This window comes from Dyadobacter sp. SG02 (assembly GCF_900109045.1).
Taxonomy (GTDB): Bacteria; Bacteroidota; Bacteroidia; order Cytophagales; family Spirosomataceae; genus Dyadobacter.
In genome coordinates, this window is the sequence record NZ_FNYL01000017.1 from 24,314 (window position 1) to 43,793 (window position 19,480).

Below are 19,480 nucleotides of genomic sequence, written 5' to 3' on the forward strand. Positions count from 1 at the left end.
CCTATGTTCAAATTATATTCATCATTACGCAAAGAACTGCTCCTGCTTATCAATGATAAAGTAGGGCTGGCTTTGATGTTTCTGATGCCGCTGCTGCTGGTTTTTATCATTACGATCATCCAGGACAGCGCTTATAAAATGGTGAATGAGAACCAGATCCCGCTTTTGGTCGTGAACCATGATACCGGCGATGAAGGCGGCAAGCTGGTGGATTTGCTTACAAAATCAGGACTTTTTAAAATCGATTCGCAGAATGCCATTCAGCAGGAATCGTTGAAGTCGGAGCTGCTATCCAGAGGGAAAATGATCGCATTGTACATTCCAGGCACGTTTTCTGCGGGGCTTGAAAGTAATGCGGAGGATGTGAGCACGATACTGATGGACGACCTCGGCTTGGAGCACGATACGACCGCCCGCGAGAAGACTTCCATGCCGAAGCTTTCCTTTTACAATGACCCGGTTTTACAGGAAAATTACAGCTATTCGGTCATGAGCGTGATCCAGTCGTACATGAGCGTGATAGAAAACTCGCTGATGATCGATCGCATGTATGCTAATATGGACATTGCCGAGCGCTCCGCAAAGCTGAAAGACAAGATGATTTCGAATCGCGTGGGCATCGACCAGATCGTGGCGCGGAACAATAACTCGACGGCCATTCCCAATTCCACCCAGCATAATGTGCCCGCCTGGACCATTTTCGCCATGTTTTTCATGGTCGTTTCGCTGGGTAGCAACATCGTGAAAGAGCGCGTAAACGGTAGCTTCCTCCGGTTGAAAACCATGCCTACCACATTTATGGTAGTAATGTTCAGTAAAATGGCCATCTATGTGATTGTAGCGGCATTGCAGGTCGCGCTTACATTCTCGATGGGCGTCTGGATTCTGCCCAAGCTCGGTCTCCCTAAACTCAGCGTTCCCGATAACCTCATCGCCACCATCGCCGTGATTTTCATCAGCAGTATGGCTGCCGTGAGTTATGCTTTAATGATCGGCGCATTTGCCAAAACTGAACAGCAGGCCAACGGCTTCGGGGCCATATCCATTATCATTTTCGGGGCGATCGGCGGGATTCTGGTACCGACATTCGTAATGCCCGGTTTCATGCAGTTTTTCAGCAACTTTTCACCTCTACACTGGTGTCTCGAAGGTTTTTATGTATTGTTCCTCAAAGGCGGGAGCTGGCAGGATTTGCGTACGGTGTTCGCATTTCTGGGCATTTTTATAGTGTTTTGCCAATTGGGCACATATTTTAAGCTGCGGTTGGAAAGAATTATTTAAGTTTGAAATTCCCCGGCCGGTAAATCAGCTGTAACCGGCGATTACATTAAGTGATTAACAAATCAATATGGACATAGAAAGCTTGAAGCCCATCCTGAAAGGGCAAATTGTGCAATACCTGAACTTGCTGGACATTAACCCCGCCGACATCAAGGACGACGAGCCGCTTTTCGGCGGCGACCTGGGCCTCGACTCCATCGATTCGCTCGAACTCGTGGTGCTGCTCGAAAGGGAATATGGTATTAAAATCAATAACCCGGCCGAGGGGCGAAAGATCCTCGTCGATGTAAACCACATGGCCGAGTACATTCTCGCCAATACAAAAGCCGCTTAATTTTCGATGGGAAGGGTTTTGGTGACCGGTATGGGTATGATTTCCGCCATTGGCAATAATGTGCGGGAAAATCATGAGAGCTTGCGCATGGGGCGTTCGGGCATTGGTAAAGTAGCTTTTTTCGAATCGCACTACGCTTCGCAACTGCCGTTTGGCGAAGTGAAGCTGAGCAACGATGAGCTGAAAGCATTACAGAAACTGGAAACCGCCAGTGGCTACACGCGTACCTGCCTGCTCGCGGACAAGGCTTTCGCCGAAGCCATTGCCGATGCAGCACTGACCCCAGGCCAGCTATCCTCGCTCGATACGGCGTTGATTTCCGCCAGCACGGTTGGAGGCATGTGCCTCACCGACCAGCTTTATGAAGACGCCAACCACAAATCGGAAGGCTCGGAATACCTCGAATCCTATGGCTGCTCGGCACATACATTGAAGCTGACGAAACGGTACCGCATTAAAGGATTTACCGATACCATCAATACCGCCTGTTCGTCGTCTGCCAATGCCATTATGCTCGGCGCGCGGCTGATCCGCTCGGGAAGGGTTAAAAGGGCTATTGTAGGCGGTGTGGATAGCCTGGCGAAATACACGGTGAATGGTTTTAATGCATTGAAAATATTGTCGGAGTCGCCCTGCAAGCCATTCGATATTAACCGCGACGGCCTGAACCTCGGTGAGGGGGCGGCTTACCTTGTGCTGGAAGCGGAAGAGCTGACGGCCGGAAAGAGCGTGTATGCGGAAATAGCCGGTTTTGGCAATGCAAACGACGCGCACCATCCCTCGGCCATGTCCGACGAAGCTACGGGCGCGATCCGCTGCATGCGCGAAGCGATCCGTTCGGCAGGGATTGAAACTTCACAAATTGGGTACGTCAATGCGCACGGTACCGGCACGCAGAACAACGACCAGGTCGAGTTTTTCGGAATGGGGGAATTGTTCGACAGGATGCCGCCTTACAGTTCCACCAAATCATTTACCGGGCATACTTTGGGTGCGGCAGGTGCTGTGGAGGCTATTTTCAGCATTCTGGGTATAGTTCATTCGGAGCTTTTTCCGGGCCTGAATGTGGCCGAGCCGATAAGCGGTCCGGAAAACGCGCCTGTTTCGGAATGGAAAGGCAACTATAACCTGCATTACGTGCTTTCCAATTCCTTCGGTTTCGGAGGGAACTGTACTTCGCTGGTTTTCGCCGGTGTAAATTAATCTTGCATCAGCTTGGTAAGTATCTCCTGTGCGGCCACTGAAATGACCGTTCCCGGGCCGAAAATGCCTTTTACACCCGCATCATACAGGAACTGGTAATCCTGCGCCGGGATCACACCTCCTGCAATCACCATAATATCGCCTCTGCCCAACTTTCCCAACTCGCCGATCAGTTCCGGAATGAGCGTTTTATGCCCCGCCGCAAGGCTCGACGCGCCGATTACGTGCACATCGTTTTCAATGGCCTGCATGGCTACTTCCTGCGGCGTCTGGAACAATGGCGCAATGTCGACGTCGAACCCGAGATCGGCGAAGCTCGTCGCGATCACTTTTGCGCCCCGGTCGTGGCCGTCCTGGCCCATTTTAGCGACCATCATCCGCGGCCTGCGGCCTTCCAGCCGGGCAAACTCGTCGGACATTTCGCGTGCACGCCGGAAGTTTTCGTCGTCCGAGACTTCCGTCCGGTAAACACCTGAGACGGATCGGATAGTAGACTGGTACCGGCCAAATTCCTCTTCCATAGCATAAGAGATTTCCCCTAATGTAGCTCTTTTACGGGCTGCGTCAACAGCCAATGCGAGCAGATTTGAATGCATATCCTTTCCGCCCGATTCCGTGCAGGCTCGGGTAATGCTTTGCAATGCTTCGCGTACCGCAGGTTCACTCCGGTTTCCGCGAATAGCGTCAAGCCGCGCGATTTGGGTGTCTCTTACAGCCGCATTGTCTATTTCAAGTATTTCAAATGACTGTTTCTCCGTCGTTTGATACCGGTTTACACCCACTACTACCTCCTTACCCGCATCGATCCGAGCCTGTTTACGGGCGGCGGCTTCCTCGATACGCATCTTGGGCAAACCGGTTTCAATCGCTTTCGTCATGCCGCCCAATGCTTCCACTTCTTCGATAAGTTGCCATGCCTTTTCGGCGAGTTGCGCGGTCAGATATTCTACATAATAGGAGCCGCCCCACGGGTCGACAGCCTTGCAGAGATCTGTTTCGTTTTGGATAAAAAGCTGCGTGTCCCGGGCAATGCGGGCCGAAAAATCGGTGGGTAAGGCAATGGCCTCGTCGAAAGAATTGGTATGGAGCGACTGCGTGTGGCCCATTACCGCCGCCATAGCTTCGATGGTTGTTCGTGTAATGTTGTTGAAAGGCTCCTGCTCGGTGAGGCTGTAACCGCTTGTCTGGCAATGCGTGCGGAGCATGAGCGACTTTTCGTTCTGCGGGTCGAAACGCTTCACGATTTTGGCCCAAAGCATGCGCCCGGCGCGCATTTTGGCGATTTCCATGAAGTGATTCATGCCTATCCCCCAGAAAAATGATAACCGCGGTGCGAAATCGTCGATCGGAATACCGGCTGCGATTCCCGTGCGGATGTATTCGAGCCCGTCCGCGAGCGTGTATGCGAGCTCGATGTGCGCGGGCGCGCCCGCTTCGTGCATGTGATAACCGCTGATACTGATCGAGTTGAAGCGCGGCATATGTTGCGAGGCATAGGCAAAAATATCTCCTACAATGCGCATCGACGGCCCCGGCGGATAAATGTAGGTGTTGCGCACCATAAACTCTTTCAGGATGTCGTTCTGGATCGTTCCGGTAAGTTGCTCCGGCTGCACGCCCTGCTCTTCGGCAGCGACGATAAAAAAGGCCATTACCGGTATCACCGCACCATTCATCGTCATCGATACCGACATTTGGTCGAGCGGTATCTGGTCGAAAAGCGTTTTCATATCTTCCACCGAGTCGATCGCCACACCGGCTTTGCCCACATCGCCGGTCACGCGCGGGTGGTCGGAGTCGTAGCCGCGGTGGGTAGCCAGGTCGAATGCCACGGAAAGGCCCTTTTGTCCGGCGGCGAGGTTACGGCGATAGAATGCGTTGGACTCGGCGGCTGTCGAGAAACCGGCATATTGTCGGATCGTCCAGGGGCGTTCGAGGTACATGCTCGCGTAGGGCCCACGCAAAAATGGGGGAGTGCCCGCGCCGAACGCGAGGTGTCGGGCATCGGCGAGGTCGCTTTCGGTGAATAGGATTTTGAGGGAAATGCCTTCGGCGGTCTGAAATGTCGCCGGTTGACCGGTCTTTTGTTTCTTACCTCCGATTTTATCCATATTATTTTTGAAAACTTCATTGTCCGTCGTTTTCAAAAACGTTTCCCAGGCTGCGTTCGCCAGTTTCAAAGTCATATCTTCCAGCGCAAATGCCCCTGCGGCGGGATCGGCTACTTTGGCAAAGAGGCTTTCGTGTTCGAGGATGTAAGAAACATATGTGGCGAGCCGTTGCGCCATCGCATTATCTGCATTATCGAATGGCAGCACGGTAAGCGCATCGCATCCTCCGATGACAGCGCTCATGGCCTGAGCGGTAGCTCTGATCAGGTCGGTGTAATCCGCCGCATTTTCCTTGTATTCGATGAATGTCCGTGCGTGGATGAAGGTTATTGCGTCTTGGTCCGTCAATCCCAATGCCTGCGACAGTTTTCGCAATAAGTACCGTAGCGCCCGCATTTTGGCTATTTCAGTCAGGTACTGCGGACCGACAGGAACCGAAAATGTGGTTTGTTCAAATGTGTGTGCAGCCGATACGCCATTGGAATACCCATTTGAAAAAGAGACCAATGCTGCTACCAGTTGTGTCACGGGATCGGCACCTTGCAACTCGATCCGGAATGGCCTGGATTCCATGGCAGGCGCTTCGTTCGCATTATGCCAGCCGGCGGTTTGCTTTTGGGCTTTCTGGATGTCTGCAACTGCCTCCCAATCTATTTCATCAGCCGTGACGTAAGGTTTGAAATGCAGGCCCGGTGCAATTTCCCATGAATCGAACAGCCCCGTGCGGCCCTTCACCTCCTTCGCCGCCAGCTTTTCCCAGATGTTTTTATCCGACGGAAGAAATTCAGAAAAGAGGTTTAAAGGCATGGGCTGATGGATTGATGAACAGTTCGCGGATTTGTGCTATTAGCAAAACTACAAATTTTGGGACGTAAATAGGGGAGCGGAAACATCAAAACCGCTTCTGTAACCTTCTGGACACGATTACGCTCGCAATTTTATTTTTGGGTTTGCAGATACACTTTGCGACGATTAAATTGAATATCCGTTTCATCTGGAGAGATCAGGTATTTTTATATCTTTGCCGTCCTTTTGAAATATGATACTCAGAGTTTGGTAAATTATACATTGGAAAGAATCAGCACAAATAGAGAGGTAGACCAGGTTTGGGATGCTTGCCTGCGGATTATTCAGCAGCACATTCCCGAGCAGAGTTTTAAGACGTGGTTTGAACCCATTCGTCCCCTAAAACTCTATGGTAAAGTACTTACCGTGCAGGTTCCCAGCCAGTTTTTCTACGAATGGCTGGAAGATAACTATGTCAATCTGCTGAGAAAGGCGCTGGATTACGCGATTGGCCGCGACGGATTATTGGAATATTCCATTATTGTCGACACCGGTAACGAGAAGCACCAGCCGCTGACGATGAACGTCTCAACTCAGAAATCTCCAAATTATTCCAGACCGGATAATTTCTCGACCGACCCACGCATGGGGGCGAGCGTGAAGGAGAAAGACCAGGATTCGCTGACGCTCGATACCTATCTGAACCCCAATTATTCGTTCGATAATTTCATCGAAGGAGACTGTAACAGGCTCGCCCGTTCGGCCGGTTTCGCGGTAGCGCAGCGCCCGGGGCTCACGTCGTTCAACCCGCTTATGATGTACGGGGGCGTAGGGCTCGGCAAGACGCACCTCGTGCAGGCCATCGGAAATTACATTACCAACCATTACGAGAACAAGCTGGTACTATACGTTTCGTCTGAGAAATTTACAAACCAGTTCATCAACTCGATCCGGAACAATACGCTGCAAGAGTTTACCGATTTTTATATGAAGGTCGATGTGCTCGCGATCGACGACGTGCAGTTCTTGTCGGGTAAGGAAAAAACGCAGGATACATTCTTCCATATTTTCAACCACCTGCATCAGCTCGGCAAGCAGATCATCATGACGAGTGACCGCCCGCCGCGTGAGCTGCAAGGCTTGCAGGACCGTTTGCTATCCCGCTTCAAATGGGGCCTCACGGCCGATTTGCAGGCACCGGATTTCGAAACGCGTATCGCGATCATCCAGAAAAAAATTCAGTCGGAAGGCATTTCGATCGATTACGATGTGATCGAATACATTGCACATAGTGTGAACTCCAACGTGAGGGAGCTGGAAGGCGTGATCGTGTCATTGATGGCGCAGGCTTCGCTTACCCGCCGGAATATCGATGTGGAACTGGCTAAAAACACGCTCCGCAACATCGTGATGAATGAGGACAAGGAGGTAACCATTGATACCATTCAGGAGATCATCGCCGATTATTTCCAGGTTTCTATCGCCGATCTGAAAAGCAAAAGCCGCAAAAAGGAAGTGGTTTACCCGCGTCAGCTAGCGATGTACCTCGCCAAGGAATACACCGATCTGCCGCTCAAATCCATCGGCTACCATTTCGGCGGCCGCGACCATAGTACGGTAATCCACTCGATTCAAAGCATTAACCTGCTTATGGACGAAACCCCGGACGTGGAAGAAACTTTGCAGAAGCTTCGCAGTTACTTTAAATAGGTTTTGACGTATCAATGTTCAGAACAATGCTCTGAACACCGTGTTACCGAAACCTGTCCTTCTCTCCCGGGCGCAAATCGATGCGCCAACCTGGGACAACCACATCCACCACAGCCGGCAATGTGTCATTTACGCATTAAGCTGGTACCTCGACATCGTCTGCGAAGATTGGCAGGCGCTCTTCTGGCCTTCCGCTACGGATTTCTCAATGGTTATGCCGCTGCCTGTCAGGCAGAAATTCGGCCGGCGTGTGTTGTACCAACCGCTGTTTTGCCAGTATTTAGGCGTTTTTTCAAAACACGAATTGACGGCGGAGCAATGCGAGGCATTTCTTCAAGTTTTAGCAACCCTTTTTCCCTACATTTCCAATTATTCATTCAATCCGGAGAACTTGGCGGTAATGGGCACGATTTGCCCGAAAGGCTTTGAAATGAAGGTATTTCAAACGCACTGGCTGCATTTAGAACGACCTTACGCCGAACTTTACGCAGGTTATACCAAAGACAGGAGGGCCAATATGAAAAGAAGTGCCCGCACAGATTGGCAAATCGTTGAATCAGATGATTTTGAACCATTAATAGGACTCTTTGAAGGAAATCACGCGCAGGGCATTGGAAAGATTAGTACGAATGCGTACCAGATATTGAGAAGACTCGGAGAAGCGTGTATCGGAAATGATTGCGGCTACCTCGTGTATGCGTATGGAGGCACGCGCGTATGTGCGGGCATATTGCTCACGCGTTACCGCGGGCGAACGATTTACCTGTTTAATGCTGCGAACAATGCAGGCCGGAAAGGAAATGCAAGAGCTGCAATGCTGGACGCTTATTTTTGCGAAAATGCGGGTACAAAGTCAGTTTTCGATTTTGAAAGCCCGGAGAAAGAATCTATCGTCGCTTATTATGCAGGATTTGGAGCGGTTGTAATGCCTTTTTACTGCGTCAGTCGCAATGCATTACCTTTTCCATTCAGGCAAATACAAAAGTTTCGCAAATGGCTGCTGATCAGAACCAGGCGATGTCTTTTTTCAGGCCTTTGTAGGATTTCAAATCCATTTCCAGCGAACCTATTTTAAGATCTACTTCCGCTTTCAACGGAATTTTGTTGGAATCGTCGGAAATCCAAAGCGCCATTGGTTCTTCGCCTTTGAAGAATTTGTTGGTAGGGATTTGCGGGGACAGCCGCAATACTTTGCTTTTGCCAAACTTGGTTTTGATCACGTCCCTGCCCACATAACGCACACGCAACTTGTAAACCTCGCCGTCGAAAAAGGTAGGAACTTCGATGATCTCGCCTTCGCGGACCTTATCAAAATTGATGGTACGCAGGAAAAAATAGCCGCTGATAATATCGTGGATGTTGTTGGGGACATTGTAAGTTTTGCTTTCGTCCTTCACATTGGAAACGGCCTGGTCTTTATTGTGGTTGAAATAAACCGTTTCTTCCTTGCGGTACTTATTTTCCTGGATCTGCCGCTCGAACATATGCGGGAGAATAGCCGTGGTGTCAATGTATGACCGCCAGGTGTCGCGCACGCGGGATATGAGGTCGAACGCGCCGACCGTGCGGCCGATTACATTTACCCGGTAGCACGGGCGGCTGTTGATCATCGAGACGGCTCTGCTAACCTCCACCTTCGCCTCGGCGGCATTGATGAACCCGTAATGCACGCGGTACTCGACACGCTCGCCGGTGCCGAAACTTTTGTTATGCACTACGCGGTCCATTTCCGTGCTCTCTTCAAACTGGCGGAAAGAGAATAGCAATGCAAATGTCGAAATGGCTAATAGTAATGTGTACGATTTTTTCATGCTAAATAAACATTACAGGGAAGGGTATTGGCCCTTTAAATGGTTCAGGTATCGTTTCAAATCCCCTCCAAACTTAGTTTCAAATTCCTGCCTGAAAGTGTCCTGTTTCGACTTGTAGGTCAGGTAGCTGATAAAGTAAGCATTATTGGGAAGTTTTCCGTCGGGCCAGCGGTTTTTGTTTGTTAACGTACGCTTGCCTGATAGAAGTGTATCCGTATCGCTGACGATATCCATGATCAATCTGGCCTTCAATGTATCCCGTTGCTGATTTGGAGCCGGGTTTGGCCCGAATGTCTTATAAAGACTATCCAACCGCTCTGCACCCCTAAGCATGTGCTGCGAATAGGCGTCATTATATCTTTTGGAATACTCGTACTGGCGCATTTGCTCTGAATCGGCGCCGTATTTGTATCTCAAAAAGCGGATAGCCCCTTGATCCCCTACAAAACTGGCCAGGTTTTCATTGAGTTCCAGGTTGTTTTTTACAAAAAGCGTACCATGTGTAAGCTCGTGCAATATCAGGTTGGCGAGGCTGCCGTCGCGTCGGCGGAGCATGCTCGACAGGATCGGGTCTTTCAAATATCCGAGCGTCGACCAGGCGGATACTTCTCCGATATCGGTGTCTAGTCCCTTATCTATCAGTGCTTTTTCTTCGGCAACAGCGCGGGTTGAATCGAAATAGCCTTTGTAGGGGAATGTGCCGACGATGGGGAAATGCCATTGGTGCGGCGCTACTTTATAGCGTTCGGAGGCGGTAATGAGCCAAATAAGCGGTCGACCGTGCTGATTGTAGAACGTCGTATAATTATCCGACGGCGTCAGCCCCAGCGAATCGACACCGAATTTCTTGATCTCCTGAATGAGGCGAATCCTCACTTTGAGGGAATCGGGAAACGTTTTGTCGGCCAGCACATCTTTGACCTCTTCCACCTGCATAAGTATGCCAATTTGTCCTTTGGCCTGCAAGAATGCGTAAGTGAGCACATCCCTTTGCCAGATCCCGAGCAGTACTACGACGGCCAGCAGGGTAAGCAATATCTTTTTGATCACAATTTCAATGTTAAATGAGCGCAGCGTCCCGGAACGGCTGCGGATGTACGCTGTTATTGTCTGCAAAATTAGGCAATTGGCGGATATTTAAATCCTGAAAACCAAAGCTTCACGGCCGTTTAATAATCAGGTCTGTCCGCTTGCCTATCGCTATTTTTGAAGTTCTTTTGCAAACGCCCGAAAATGCGAAAATTTCGGGGAAAATTAAGTTTTTACTCAAAATCCGGGTTGTTGTTCTAGTGGGAATTAGCTATTTTTACAAAACAATAAAGACCCATTTACGAGCGGTTTTTGTCCTGCAAAAGCCGCTTTTTTATGTACCAACCAAATTACTGTTACCATTTTTATGGCACAAGCAACAACAGATAAAGACAACAAACTAAAAGCGTTACAGACCACGCTCGAAAAGCTCGACAAGACTTACGGAAAAGGTACTGTAATGCGTCTGAGCGACACCAAAGTATTAGATATTCCGGTGATTTCGACCGGTTCATTGGGTCTTGACCTTGCGCTTGGCGTAGGCGGTGTTCCCCGCGGCCGTATCGTGGAGATCTACGGACCTGAATCGTCGGGTAAAACCACGTTGTCGATGCATTGCATCGCCGAGGCGCAGAAAAAAGGCGGCCTTGCGGCATTCATCGATGCGGAACATGCATTTGACAGACTTTACGCGGAGAAGCTCGGTATCGACACGAGCAACCTCCTTATTTCACAGCCCGACAGCGGTGAGCAGGCACTCGAAATTGCCGAGCACCTGATCAGCTCCGGCGCGGTGGATATTATCGTGATCGACTCAGTAGCTGCATTGGTACCACGCGCCGAACTCGAAGGCGAAATGGGCGACAGCAAAATGGGTTTGCAGGCACGTCTGATGTCACAAGCGCTGCGTAAACTGACGGGTGTAATCAACAAAACAGGATGCTGCTGTATCTTCATCAACCAGCTTCGTGAGAAGATCGGTGTGATGTTCGGTAACCCTGAGACAACTACCGGCGGTAATGCATTGAAATATTACGCATCCGTGCGTCTGGATATCCGCCGCGTAGGCCAGATCAAGGAAAGCGCCGACGCGATCCTGGGTAACCGTACGCGTGTTAAAGTCGTTAAAAACAAAGTAGCGCCCCCATTCAAAGTGGTGGAATTCGATATCATGTACGGCGAAGGTATTTCCAAAGTAGGGGAGATTATCGACCTAGCGGTGGAACTTGAAATCGTGAAAAAATCGGGTTCATGGTTTAGCTACGATGGAAATCGTCTGGGCCAGGGCCGCGACGCCGTGAAAGCATTGATCAAAGACAATCCTGAGCTGATGGAAGAGCTGGAAGGCAAAATCCGCGGCCAGGTGACTACCGATCCCGATCTATTAATCGACACCAGCGAGCCTAATGTTGCCGACGACGGTGCTCCGGAATAAGCATTAGAAAGCATATGAAAAATGCCCTGTTTATAGCAGGGCATTTTTGTTTGTAGTCTATTCAAATATCAGAAAGGCTTGCGATCATCATCGTCGTCGTCCTCGAAGTCGTAATCATCTTCGCCCGGGCCAGAGAACATGCTACTCACCAGATCCTGGAACTTCATGCCCTGATCGAGGGCCTGCTTGCCAACGAGCGAGAATTCGGCCATGCCGTGCAATGCGAATTCCATCATGAAAAGCTTCTCTTCGGCATCGCCGTAGGCTGAGAGCATGTCCACAAAATCGTCCAGGCCATCGATGGTTTTCAGGCGGGCGATGTATTCGCGGTCGGTCATGTCCGCGGGCATTTCCATTTCATTGCCGGCACCGAACCATTCCACCACTTTCGCGTAAGGATTGATCTTGCTTTTCTTGCTCTTTTCCGGGTCGGGGAAGAAATTCAGGAATTGGGTGCGGATGGCTTTGCCGATCAGGTTCTGCGCCACGATTACCGGGCCTTCCACTTCGCCTTCGTAAACCAGCTCCACTTTTCCGCAAATCGCGGAAACAACGCCGTAAAGATCAGAAATGCGCACGTAGGTCGAAGTTTCGCCATTAATCAGCGCACGTCTTTCGGCGGTACTTAAAAGGCTTTCGTAGGCAGAAATCGTCAAGCGCGCCGAAACACCGCTTTTGGAATCCACATACTCGCTTTCCCGTGCTTCGAATGCAATCTGTTCGATCAAGGTCTTTATCAACTCATTGACGCGCACAATGCCTTTCTGCTCCGGCTTCACCACCGCTTCCTGCTCGGTAATGCGCTTGCCGGTTTCGATCGTTTTCGGGTAATGCGTCACGATCTGACTTTCTATCCGGTCTTTGAGCGGCGTTACAATACTTCCGCGATTGGTATAATCCTCCGGGTTGGCCGTGAACACGAATTGAATGTCGAGCGGCAGCCGCAATTTGAAACCGCGGATCTGAATATCGCCTTCCTGCAAAATATTAAACAGGGCGACCTGGATACGCGCCTGCAAATCGGGCAATTCATTGATCACGAAAATGCCGCGATGGGAGCGTGGAATGAGTCCAAAATGGATCACACGCTCGTCGGAATAGGGCAATTTCAAGGTCGCAGCCTTAATAGGATCGACGTCTCCGATCAAATCCGCTACCGAAACATCCGGCGTTGCCAGCTTTTCGGTATAGCGTTCGTCGCGGTGCAGCCAGGCGATTTCTGCATTATCGCCGTGGTCGGCCAGCACATCCTTGGCATAGCGCGAAAGCGGCGCCAGGGGATCGTCGTGCAATTCCGAATTTTTAATGTAGGGAATGTATTCGTCGAGGAGGTTGACCATCATGCGTGCGATACGCGTCTTGGCCTGCCCGCGCAACCCGAGGAAGTTGATGTTATGCATCGAAAGAATGGCCCTTTCCACGTCGGGGATGACCGTTTCCTCATAACCCCAGATGCCCGGGAAGACATTCTCCTTGTTCCTGATCTTTTCAATCAGGTTATCTCTCAGCTCCTGCTTGATAGAACGCGACTGATAACCTGCTTTTTTTAGTTCTCCGAGTGTCCGGATTCCCAGTAGTTCTGTGCTTGTAAGCTTCGAGTATGTCATGTATAAAATAGTGGATTAACGCGCGTACGCCACCGACCGCATTTCACGGATCACCGTGATTTTGATCTGGCCGGGATACTGCATTTCTTTTTCAATTTTCTGCGAGATATCGAACGATAGCAAGCCCGCTTTTTCGTCGGACACATTGTCGGCGTCGATGATCACGCGCAGCTCGCGGCCCGCCTGGATCGCGTAGCATTTCTCTACGCCGTCGAACGACAGGGCGAGGTTTTCAAGGTCGCGGAGGCGCTGGATGTACGACTCCATCATTTCGCGGCGTGCGCCGGGGCGTGAGCCTGAAATGGCGTCACAAACCTGGATTATCGGCGACAGGATAGAAGTCATTTCGATCTCGTCGTGGTGTGCTCCGATCGCGTTGCAAACCTCCGGATTCTCTTTGTATTTCTTGGCCAGCTCCATACCCAGGATCGCGTGCGGAAGATCCGATTCCTCAGGCCATACTTTCCCGATATCGTGAAGCAGACCGGCGCGTTTCGCCAGTTTGGTATTCAAACCAAGCTCTGCGGCCATAGTAGCGCACAATTTGGCCACTTCGCGGGAGTGTTGGAGCAGGTTTTGTCCGTATGAAGAACGGAAACGCATCCGGCCGATCATTTTCACCAGCTCGGGGTGCAAGCCGTGGATACCCATGTCGATTACGGTACGCTCACCGATTTCGACGATCTCGTCCTCGATATTTTTGCGGGTTTTGGCAACCACCTCCTCGATGCGGGCAGGGTGGATACGTCCGTCCTGAACCAAACGGTGCAATGAAAGCCGTGCTATTTCCCTTCTCACAGGGTCGAAACCGGAGATAACGATCGCTTCCGGGGTGTCATCCACGATAATTTCAACGCCGGTAGCGGCTTCCAGGGCGCGGATGTTCCGTCCTTCGCGACCGATGATTTTACCTTTGATATCGTCGTTTTCAATGTTGAATACCGACACGCAGTTTTCGATCGCGTGCTCGGCGGCAGTGCGCTGGATGGTTTCGATAACGATCTTTTTCGCTTCTTTGGTAGCGGTAAGACGCGCTTCTTCCATTGCGCTTTTGATGTATGATCCCGCCCGGGTTTCCGCTTCCGCTTTCAATGCGTCCACCAACTGTTCACGCGCCTGGTCGGCGGTGAGGTTCGCTATTTTTTCAAGCTGGGTAACCTGTTGTTGCAGGGATTTTTCAGCCTCTTCGCGACGTTTGGTCGCGGTTTCGAGCTGCTGGGTGAGGTTGTTCTTGAGGGTATCGAGCTCGCTTTCCTTACGCTTGGTCTGTTCCATGCTCTGGTTCAGGCTTTGCTCGCGTTGTTTCAGTTTTTGCTCGTTGCCTTGCAGGATACTGCGCTTTTTATTGGCGTCTTCTTCGAATTCCGTTTTCAACCGGAGGTACTTTTCTTTCGCTTCGAGAATGCGGTCTTTTTTGATGTTTTCGGCCGCTACTTCTGCATTCCGGAGAATTTCAGCTGCACGATCCTGGGCCTCTTTTTCCTTTGCGTCGAATGATCGCTGAAAGATGTACTTACCTGCAAAAATACCCACCCCAATGGCGATGATATCGGACAGGATGACGATGAAATACAATGAATTAGACATTTCAATAATGGTTATATATAGTTGGTTTTACCGACTACACCCGCGTTGAAATGCCGAAAAAGGAAGAAATTGAAAGTATATTTTTGCAGATACTGTAAAATCAAAGGGTCAGGTATGGGTGTCAGCTCTCGATAGCACTGGCGAGCGTTTCGTCCAGTTTTTCCACTCTGCTTTTAAAAGCCGCTACCAGGTCGTCCATTTCTTCCTGGTTCCGTTGTAATGCCACCAGGCATTCAATAGAGGTCAATGCAATAGCCTCTATGTCACCGTATACTTTCCCTTTTAATTTATGCTGTTGCACACGCTGCATGAACACCTCATACCCATCCCTGTAAAATTTCTCCTGATCCGCCGGAACGCTCAGTTTGAAACCTCTGTCCAGCAGTTTTATAAAGACAGAAACGTCTGGATTAGGTATGCTATTTTTTTTCATAAGGTATCTTCAAGCAATTCGATGCACTTATCGATCTCCTGGATATATCTTTCAACTGATTCTTTCAGCTCGGCAATTGCGCCTGTTGGTGTCAGTTTACTAGTGACAAGTTTAGCGAAACTTTTAGACTTATTAAAGTCTTTTTCTAAAGAGGTGTATTTTTTCCTTATTTCTTTCGATTCTTCCGTGAGCTTCGCATTGGCGGCCCGGAGCTCCGCGTTTTCACGCTGGAGCTCTGAGATCGACCAGTTTAATTTCTCTTTATGATTGATCAGGATTTCGAGTTTTTTCTCGACATCGGACAGTTTGTGTTCGATTATTCGTTCAATGCTCCTCTCCATTTTTTTAAACTCAAAGATCCGACAATTGGAAAAACCGGGACTTATTTTCTGATCACCGCTTCAAATTCCCTTTCGTAGGTTGCGATCAGGCGCTGCATTGATTTGTCGATTACCTTGTCGGTAAGCGTTTGCTGCTCGTCCTGCAAAATGAAGCTGATCGCGTACGACTTTTTACCTTCCAGATTCGCCCCCTCGTACACGTCGAACACATTCACGGCACGCAGCAGGCCCCGCTCGGTTTTGTAGGCGGCCTGGCGGAGCTCTTCAAAAGTCACCTTCTTGTTCACCACTACCGAAAGGTCGCGGCGCACCTCGGGGAACTTCGGCACTTCCGTATACTGAACGGCTGCGCTGTACTGACGGAAGAGGTATTCCCAATCGAAATCAGCGTAGAAAACCGGCGCTTTAACGTCCAGTTTTTTTGCAACGGCCGCTTGAAGCAAACCAAAGGATACCACTGGCTTTTTATTGGCCAATAATGTCAATCCGCTTTTGAATATGGCGCTGTCAGCCTCCTGTTTCTGAACGTCCCTGATTTTCATCGAAGTCAGAACCTGGTTTACCCATGCGGCCAGGTCGTGGAAAACCACCTCGCGCGATTTTTCAAACCAGCTTTCCTGACGGATATTGCCGGTCACAAATACGGAAAGGCGTTCTTTTTCGATGTATTTGCCGTCGATCTCATGGTAAGTTTTTCCAAATTCAAATACTTTCAAATCCTTCTGGCGGCGGTTGCTGTTGTAAGCGATCACTTCCAGGCCGGAGAAAAGCAGCGTCTGGCGCATCACCGAGAGGTCTTCGCTCAGGTAATTCAGGATTTTCACCGGGTTACCTGCCAGTGCTTCGCCTAATATCGCCTGGTATTCAGGCTTGGTCAACGAATTGTTGATCATTTCATTGAAACCATTGCCCACGAGCAGTTCCGCTACGCGCAGTTTCAGCTTTTCAGGGTCGTTGACCGGGAAATCGGAAAGGTAATCGGAGCTCAACGCATCCGAAAGTTCCACCTGACCGAATCCGTAAATGCGGAGGATTTCTTCGATCACGTCGGCCTCACGTTGTACGTCCACGCGGTAAGGCGGCACGATCGCTATGAAACCAGCCTCGGTTTCGTCGGTAATGCGGATATCGAGGCTTTCAAGAATGTCTTTAATCAGCTCTTTGCCCAAAGATTTGCCGATCAGCCGGTCGATGTTTTTGTATTTGATATTGACTTTGAAATCCTCAATAGGCTCAGGGTAAATGTCGATAATGTCGGACGAAACGCGGCCGCCGGCAATTTCCTGGATCAGCAATGCGGCCCTTTTCAATGCGAAAAGCGGCATATTAGGATCGGTACCACGCTCGAAACGGAACGACGAATCGGTTTTCAGCGAGAAACGTTGCGCCGTCCTGCGCACCCACACGGGCGAGAAGTAGGCCGATTCGAGGAAAATAGAAGTCGTGGTATCGGTCACGCCGGAGGTCAGTCCACCGAAAACGCCGGCAATGCACATTGGCTCGGGGTTTCCGTCTACGCCTTCGTTGCAAATCATGAGGTCGTTAGCCGAGATTTTGCGCTCGATACCGTCCAGCGTCACGAATGGGGTATTTTCAGCAACCGTGGTAACAATCACTTTTTTACCCAAAACCTTTTCCGCATCGAATGCATGCATCGGCTGGCCGAGCTCGTGGCAAACGTAGTTGGTAATGTCGACGATATTGTTGATCGCACGGATGCCGATAGTTTGCAAGCGCTGTTTCAGCCACTCGGGCGATTCGGCTACGGTAATGCCGGAGATTGTAAGACCTGTATAGCGAGGGCAAGCCTCCGTATTGCGTACCTCTACCGGAATCGGCAGATTTTGATTATTTACTTTAAATGCTTCAACGGGAGGCAATGTGATTGGCCGCTTCAAAACCGCTTTCAGATCACGCGCCACGCCATAATGCGAAGCTGCGTCCGCGCGGTTAGGCGTGAGGCCGATTTCGATCAGGTAGTCGGAGGAAATGCCGAAATATTCCGCCGCGGGTGTGCCGTTAGGCAATTGGGTATCGAGTACGAGAATGCCGTCGTGCGAAGTGCCCACGCCCAGTTCATCCTCAGCGCAGATCATGCCTTCGGAAAGAGCGCCGCGGATCTTTGATTTTTTCAAAACGAGCGGCTGGTCGCTGCCGGTCGGGTATAATGTAGCGCCTACCGTCGCAACGATCACTTTCTGGCCCGCCGCCACATTCGGTGCACCGCAAACGATCGAAAGCGGTGCTTCGCCGCCCACGTCGACAGTCGTCAGGCTAAGACGGTCGGCTTCGGGATGTTTTTCACGCGTCAGTACCTCACCGATCACCACGCCCTGCAAGCCGCCCTTTATCGATTCGATCTCTTCAATACCTTCGACTTCCAGCCCGGTGCCCGTCAGCAAACGGTCGATTTCTTCGGGTGTTTCAGTAATTTCAATTAAATCTTTAAGCCACTTATAAGAGATCTTCATGCGAATGCTTTAATAACAATAAAAATTCAGGCGCGGGAAATACTGCCTGGTTTGCAAAATTAATGATTTAGTTTGAACGGCATTCGGGCATTGCGCGCGGAGGCCGTTTTTTATATGGGCAATGCTATTCGTGCGTCGCTTCCTCTGTCACTTCGCCGGCGTGAATGGCCACAGTCAACGTATTTTCGGCCGGCGGCACCGGGCAGGCGTAGCTTTCCTGGTAAGCACAATAGGGGTTATACGCTTTGTTGAAGTCGAGTACGATGGTGTTGTTCTTGATCTGATCCACGGGATAATCGAGGTAGCGGCCGCCGCCGTAGGTCTCCTTGCCGCTGGTACCATCTCGGAAAAGAACGGAAATCGTGCCTTCATTCTTTAAAAGGAGCAATTTTTGTGTCTGACCTTCGACGCTGAAATTGGCATAACCGTATTTTTCATATTTCTCGGTGGTGCCGTCAGTATATTTCACGATTACCTCCTTATCGTCTTGCATGTAAGGCGAAATATTGGCTTTCACGCGGAATGAAAGGCTTGGTTCGAAATAATGCAGGCCGTGAAATGACTCCTTATCTTTAATAGGAGAGTCGTCGCCGGACTTGAACTGCTCGTCTTTGGCCGCGCGTTCTTCGAGGATCTTGGTTTTGTACGCGACAGGATTGGCCGCGATGGCATCATCGGAGCTGCTTGTGCCGCCCATGTTTTCAATAATGAAGTAAGCAAGGATCGCAATGAACATGGCGATCGTGCTGTATCGGATCACTTTATTTTTGAACATAACAAGGATTATTGGGTAATCGGACTGCAAACTTACACCCGATCGCGCGCTTTGAAAAAGTATGGGAGGTTTATTTACTTTTTTGGAATAATTTTGAAACTTCGCAACCATCGGGTTTGCGATGTTGATTGAAATATATCTAAATTGACCTGGGAAAAAACTTTAAACACAATACCTGCCCCATTGTATGTCATACACAAAACGAGTACTCATTGCCGAAGACAGTTCAGTTATTCAAAACCTGGCGAGGAAGATTCTTGAATTTCAGCATTATGAAATCACTTCCGTGAAAAACGGCGAACAAGTGCTTCAACTGCTTGAAAAAGAGGATTTTGATATCATTCTTTTGGATATCAATATGCCTGTGATGGATGGAATGGAATGTGCAAGAAGCATCCGTAAGTTGTCCGACGAGAAAAAAGCCAAGACACCGATCGTGGCCATTACGGGCAATGCCAAAAATTATTCAGACGAAGATTTCAAAGAAGCAGGATTTGACGATGCGCTGATGAAGCCGTTGAATTTCGACCGCCTGGTTGAAGTGGTGGCGCATCTGACCGAATAAA

Annotated in this window: 16 protein-coding genes; 7 read left to right on the top strand and 9 right to left on the bottom strand. The window is 50.0% G+C overall.

The features are described from left to right. Window positions 1-3 precede the first annotated feature (3 nt). The 3 genes from BMW93_RS30150 (at window position 4) to BMW93_RS30160 (ending at window position 2,818) form a co-directional block, all read left to right on the top strand. Complete coding sequence (locus tag BMW93_RS30150) at window positions 4-1,281, top strand: ABC transporter permease (protein ID WP_090385377.1); 1,278 nt, start codon at window positions 4-6, stop codon at window positions 1,279-1,281. A gap of 67 nt (window positions 1,282-1,348) precedes the next feature. Next, window positions 1,349-1,615: a phosphopantetheine-binding protein gene (locus tag BMW93_RS30155; protein ID WP_015815230.1), complete on the top strand. Its 267-nt coding sequence runs from the start codon at window positions 1,349-1,351 to the stop codon at window positions 1,613-1,615. A gap of 6 nt (window positions 1,616-1,621) precedes the next feature. Next, window positions 1,622-2,818 carry a beta-ketoacyl-[acyl-carrier-protein] synthase family protein gene (locus BMW93_RS30160; RefSeq protein WP_090385380.1) on the top strand — a complete coding sequence of 399 codons (1,197 nt, stop codon included), beginning with the start codon at window positions 1,622-1,624 and terminating at the stop codon, window positions 2,816-2,818. On the opposite strand, the gene scpA is transcribed toward BMW93_RS30160, so the two are convergent. Then, window positions 2,815-5,736 (bottom strand): methylmalonyl-CoA mutase, encoded by a 2,922-nt coding sequence (gene scpA, locus BMW93_RS30165; RefSeq protein WP_177194243.1) that lies wholly within the window; start codon window positions 5,734-5,736, stop codon window positions 2,815-2,817. The genes BMW93_RS30160 and scpA overlap by 4 nt on opposite strands. Window positions 5,737-5,997: 261 nt before the next feature. Here scpA and dnaA point away from each other — a divergent pair, with 261 nt between their 5' ends. Beyond that, complete coding sequence (dnaA, locus tag BMW93_RS30175; protein ID WP_229241015.1) at window positions 5,998-7,425, top strand: chromosomal replication initiator protein DnaA; 1,428 nt, start codon at window positions 5,998-6,000, stop codon at window positions 7,423-7,425. A gap of 40 nt (window positions 7,426-7,465) precedes the next feature. Then, a complete protein-coding gene (locus tag BMW93_RS30180; RefSeq protein ID WP_090385388.1) occupies window positions 7,466-8,500 on the top strand; it encodes a hypothetical protein in 1,035 nt (344 codons plus the stop codon). On the opposite strand, the gene BMW93_RS30185 is transcribed toward BMW93_RS30180, so the two are convergent. Both BMW93_RS30185 and BMW93_RS30190 read right to left on the bottom strand, forming a co-directional pair. Further along, complete coding sequence (locus BMW93_RS30185; RefSeq protein ID WP_090385390.1) at window positions 8,430-9,236, bottom strand: DUF3108 domain-containing protein; 807 nt, start codon at window positions 9,234-9,236, stop codon at window positions 8,430-8,432. The two genes, BMW93_RS30180 and BMW93_RS30185, sit on opposite strands and share 71 nt — an antisense overlap. 12 nt (window positions 9,237-9,248) lie before the next feature. After that, window positions 9,249-10,286, bottom strand: a complete 1,038-nt coding sequence (locus tag BMW93_RS30190) for an aminopeptidase (protein ID WP_090385744.1) — start codon at window positions 10,284-10,286, stop codon at window positions 9,249-9,251. Window positions 10,287-10,632: 346 nt separating this feature from the next. Between BMW93_RS30190 and recA the strand changes: the two genes are divergently transcribed. Next, window positions 10,633-11,700, top strand: a complete 1,068-nt coding sequence (gene recA / locus BMW93_RS30195) for a recombinase RecA (protein ID WP_090385392.1) — start codon at window positions 10,633-10,635, stop codon at window positions 11,698-11,700. Between the two features lie 68 nt (window positions 11,701-11,768). Here recA and BMW93_RS30200 read toward each other — a convergent pair whose 3' ends face one another. From BMW93_RS30200 to BMW93_RS30225, 6 genes are all read right to left on the bottom strand, one after another. Beyond that, on the bottom strand, window positions 11,769-13,307 hold the full coding sequence (locus BMW93_RS30200) for a sigma 54-interacting transcriptional regulator (protein WP_090385395.1): 1,539 nt from the start codon (window positions 13,305-13,307) through the stop codon (window positions 11,769-11,771). Between the two features lie 15 nt (window positions 13,308-13,322). Beyond that, window positions 13,323-14,894 carry a ribonuclease Y gene (gene rny, locus BMW93_RS30205; RefSeq protein WP_090385399.1) on the bottom strand — a complete coding sequence of 524 codons (1,572 nt, stop codon included), beginning with the start codon at window positions 14,892-14,894 and terminating at the stop codon, window positions 13,323-13,325. Window positions 14,895-15,015: 121 nt separating this feature from the next. Then, complete coding sequence (gene zapA, locus BMW93_RS30210; RefSeq protein WP_090148933.1) at window positions 15,016-15,327, bottom strand: cell division protein ZapA; 312 nt, start codon at window positions 15,325-15,327, stop codon at window positions 15,016-15,018. Then, on the bottom strand, window positions 15,324-15,668 hold the full coding sequence (locus BMW93_RS30215; RefSeq protein WP_090385402.1) for a hypothetical protein: 345 nt from the start codon (window positions 15,666-15,668) through the stop codon (window positions 15,324-15,326). The genes zapA and BMW93_RS30215 overlap by 4 nt, the downstream gene beginning before the upstream one ends. Window positions 15,669-15,709: 41 nt before the next feature. After that, window positions 15,710-18,139 carry a phenylalanine--tRNA ligase subunit beta gene (gene pheT / locus BMW93_RS30220; RefSeq protein ID WP_090385404.1) on the bottom strand — a complete coding sequence of 810 codons (2,430 nt, stop codon included), beginning with the start codon at window positions 18,137-18,139 and terminating at the stop codon, window positions 15,710-15,712. A gap of 124 nt (window positions 18,140-18,263) precedes the next feature. Then, complete coding sequence (locus BMW93_RS30225) at window positions 18,264-18,914, bottom strand: DUF1684 domain-containing protein (protein WP_229241017.1); 651 nt, start codon at window positions 18,912-18,914, stop codon at window positions 18,264-18,266. Window positions 18,915-19,101: 187 nt separating this feature from the next. Here BMW93_RS30225 and BMW93_RS30230 point away from each other — a divergent pair, with 187 nt between their 5' ends. Next, window positions 19,102-19,479 carry a response regulator gene (locus BMW93_RS30230; RefSeq protein WP_090148939.1) on the top strand — a complete coding sequence of 126 codons (378 nt, stop codon included), beginning with the start codon at window positions 19,102-19,104 and terminating at the stop codon, window positions 19,477-19,479. The last annotated feature ends 1 nt before the right edge of the window (window position 19,480 follow it).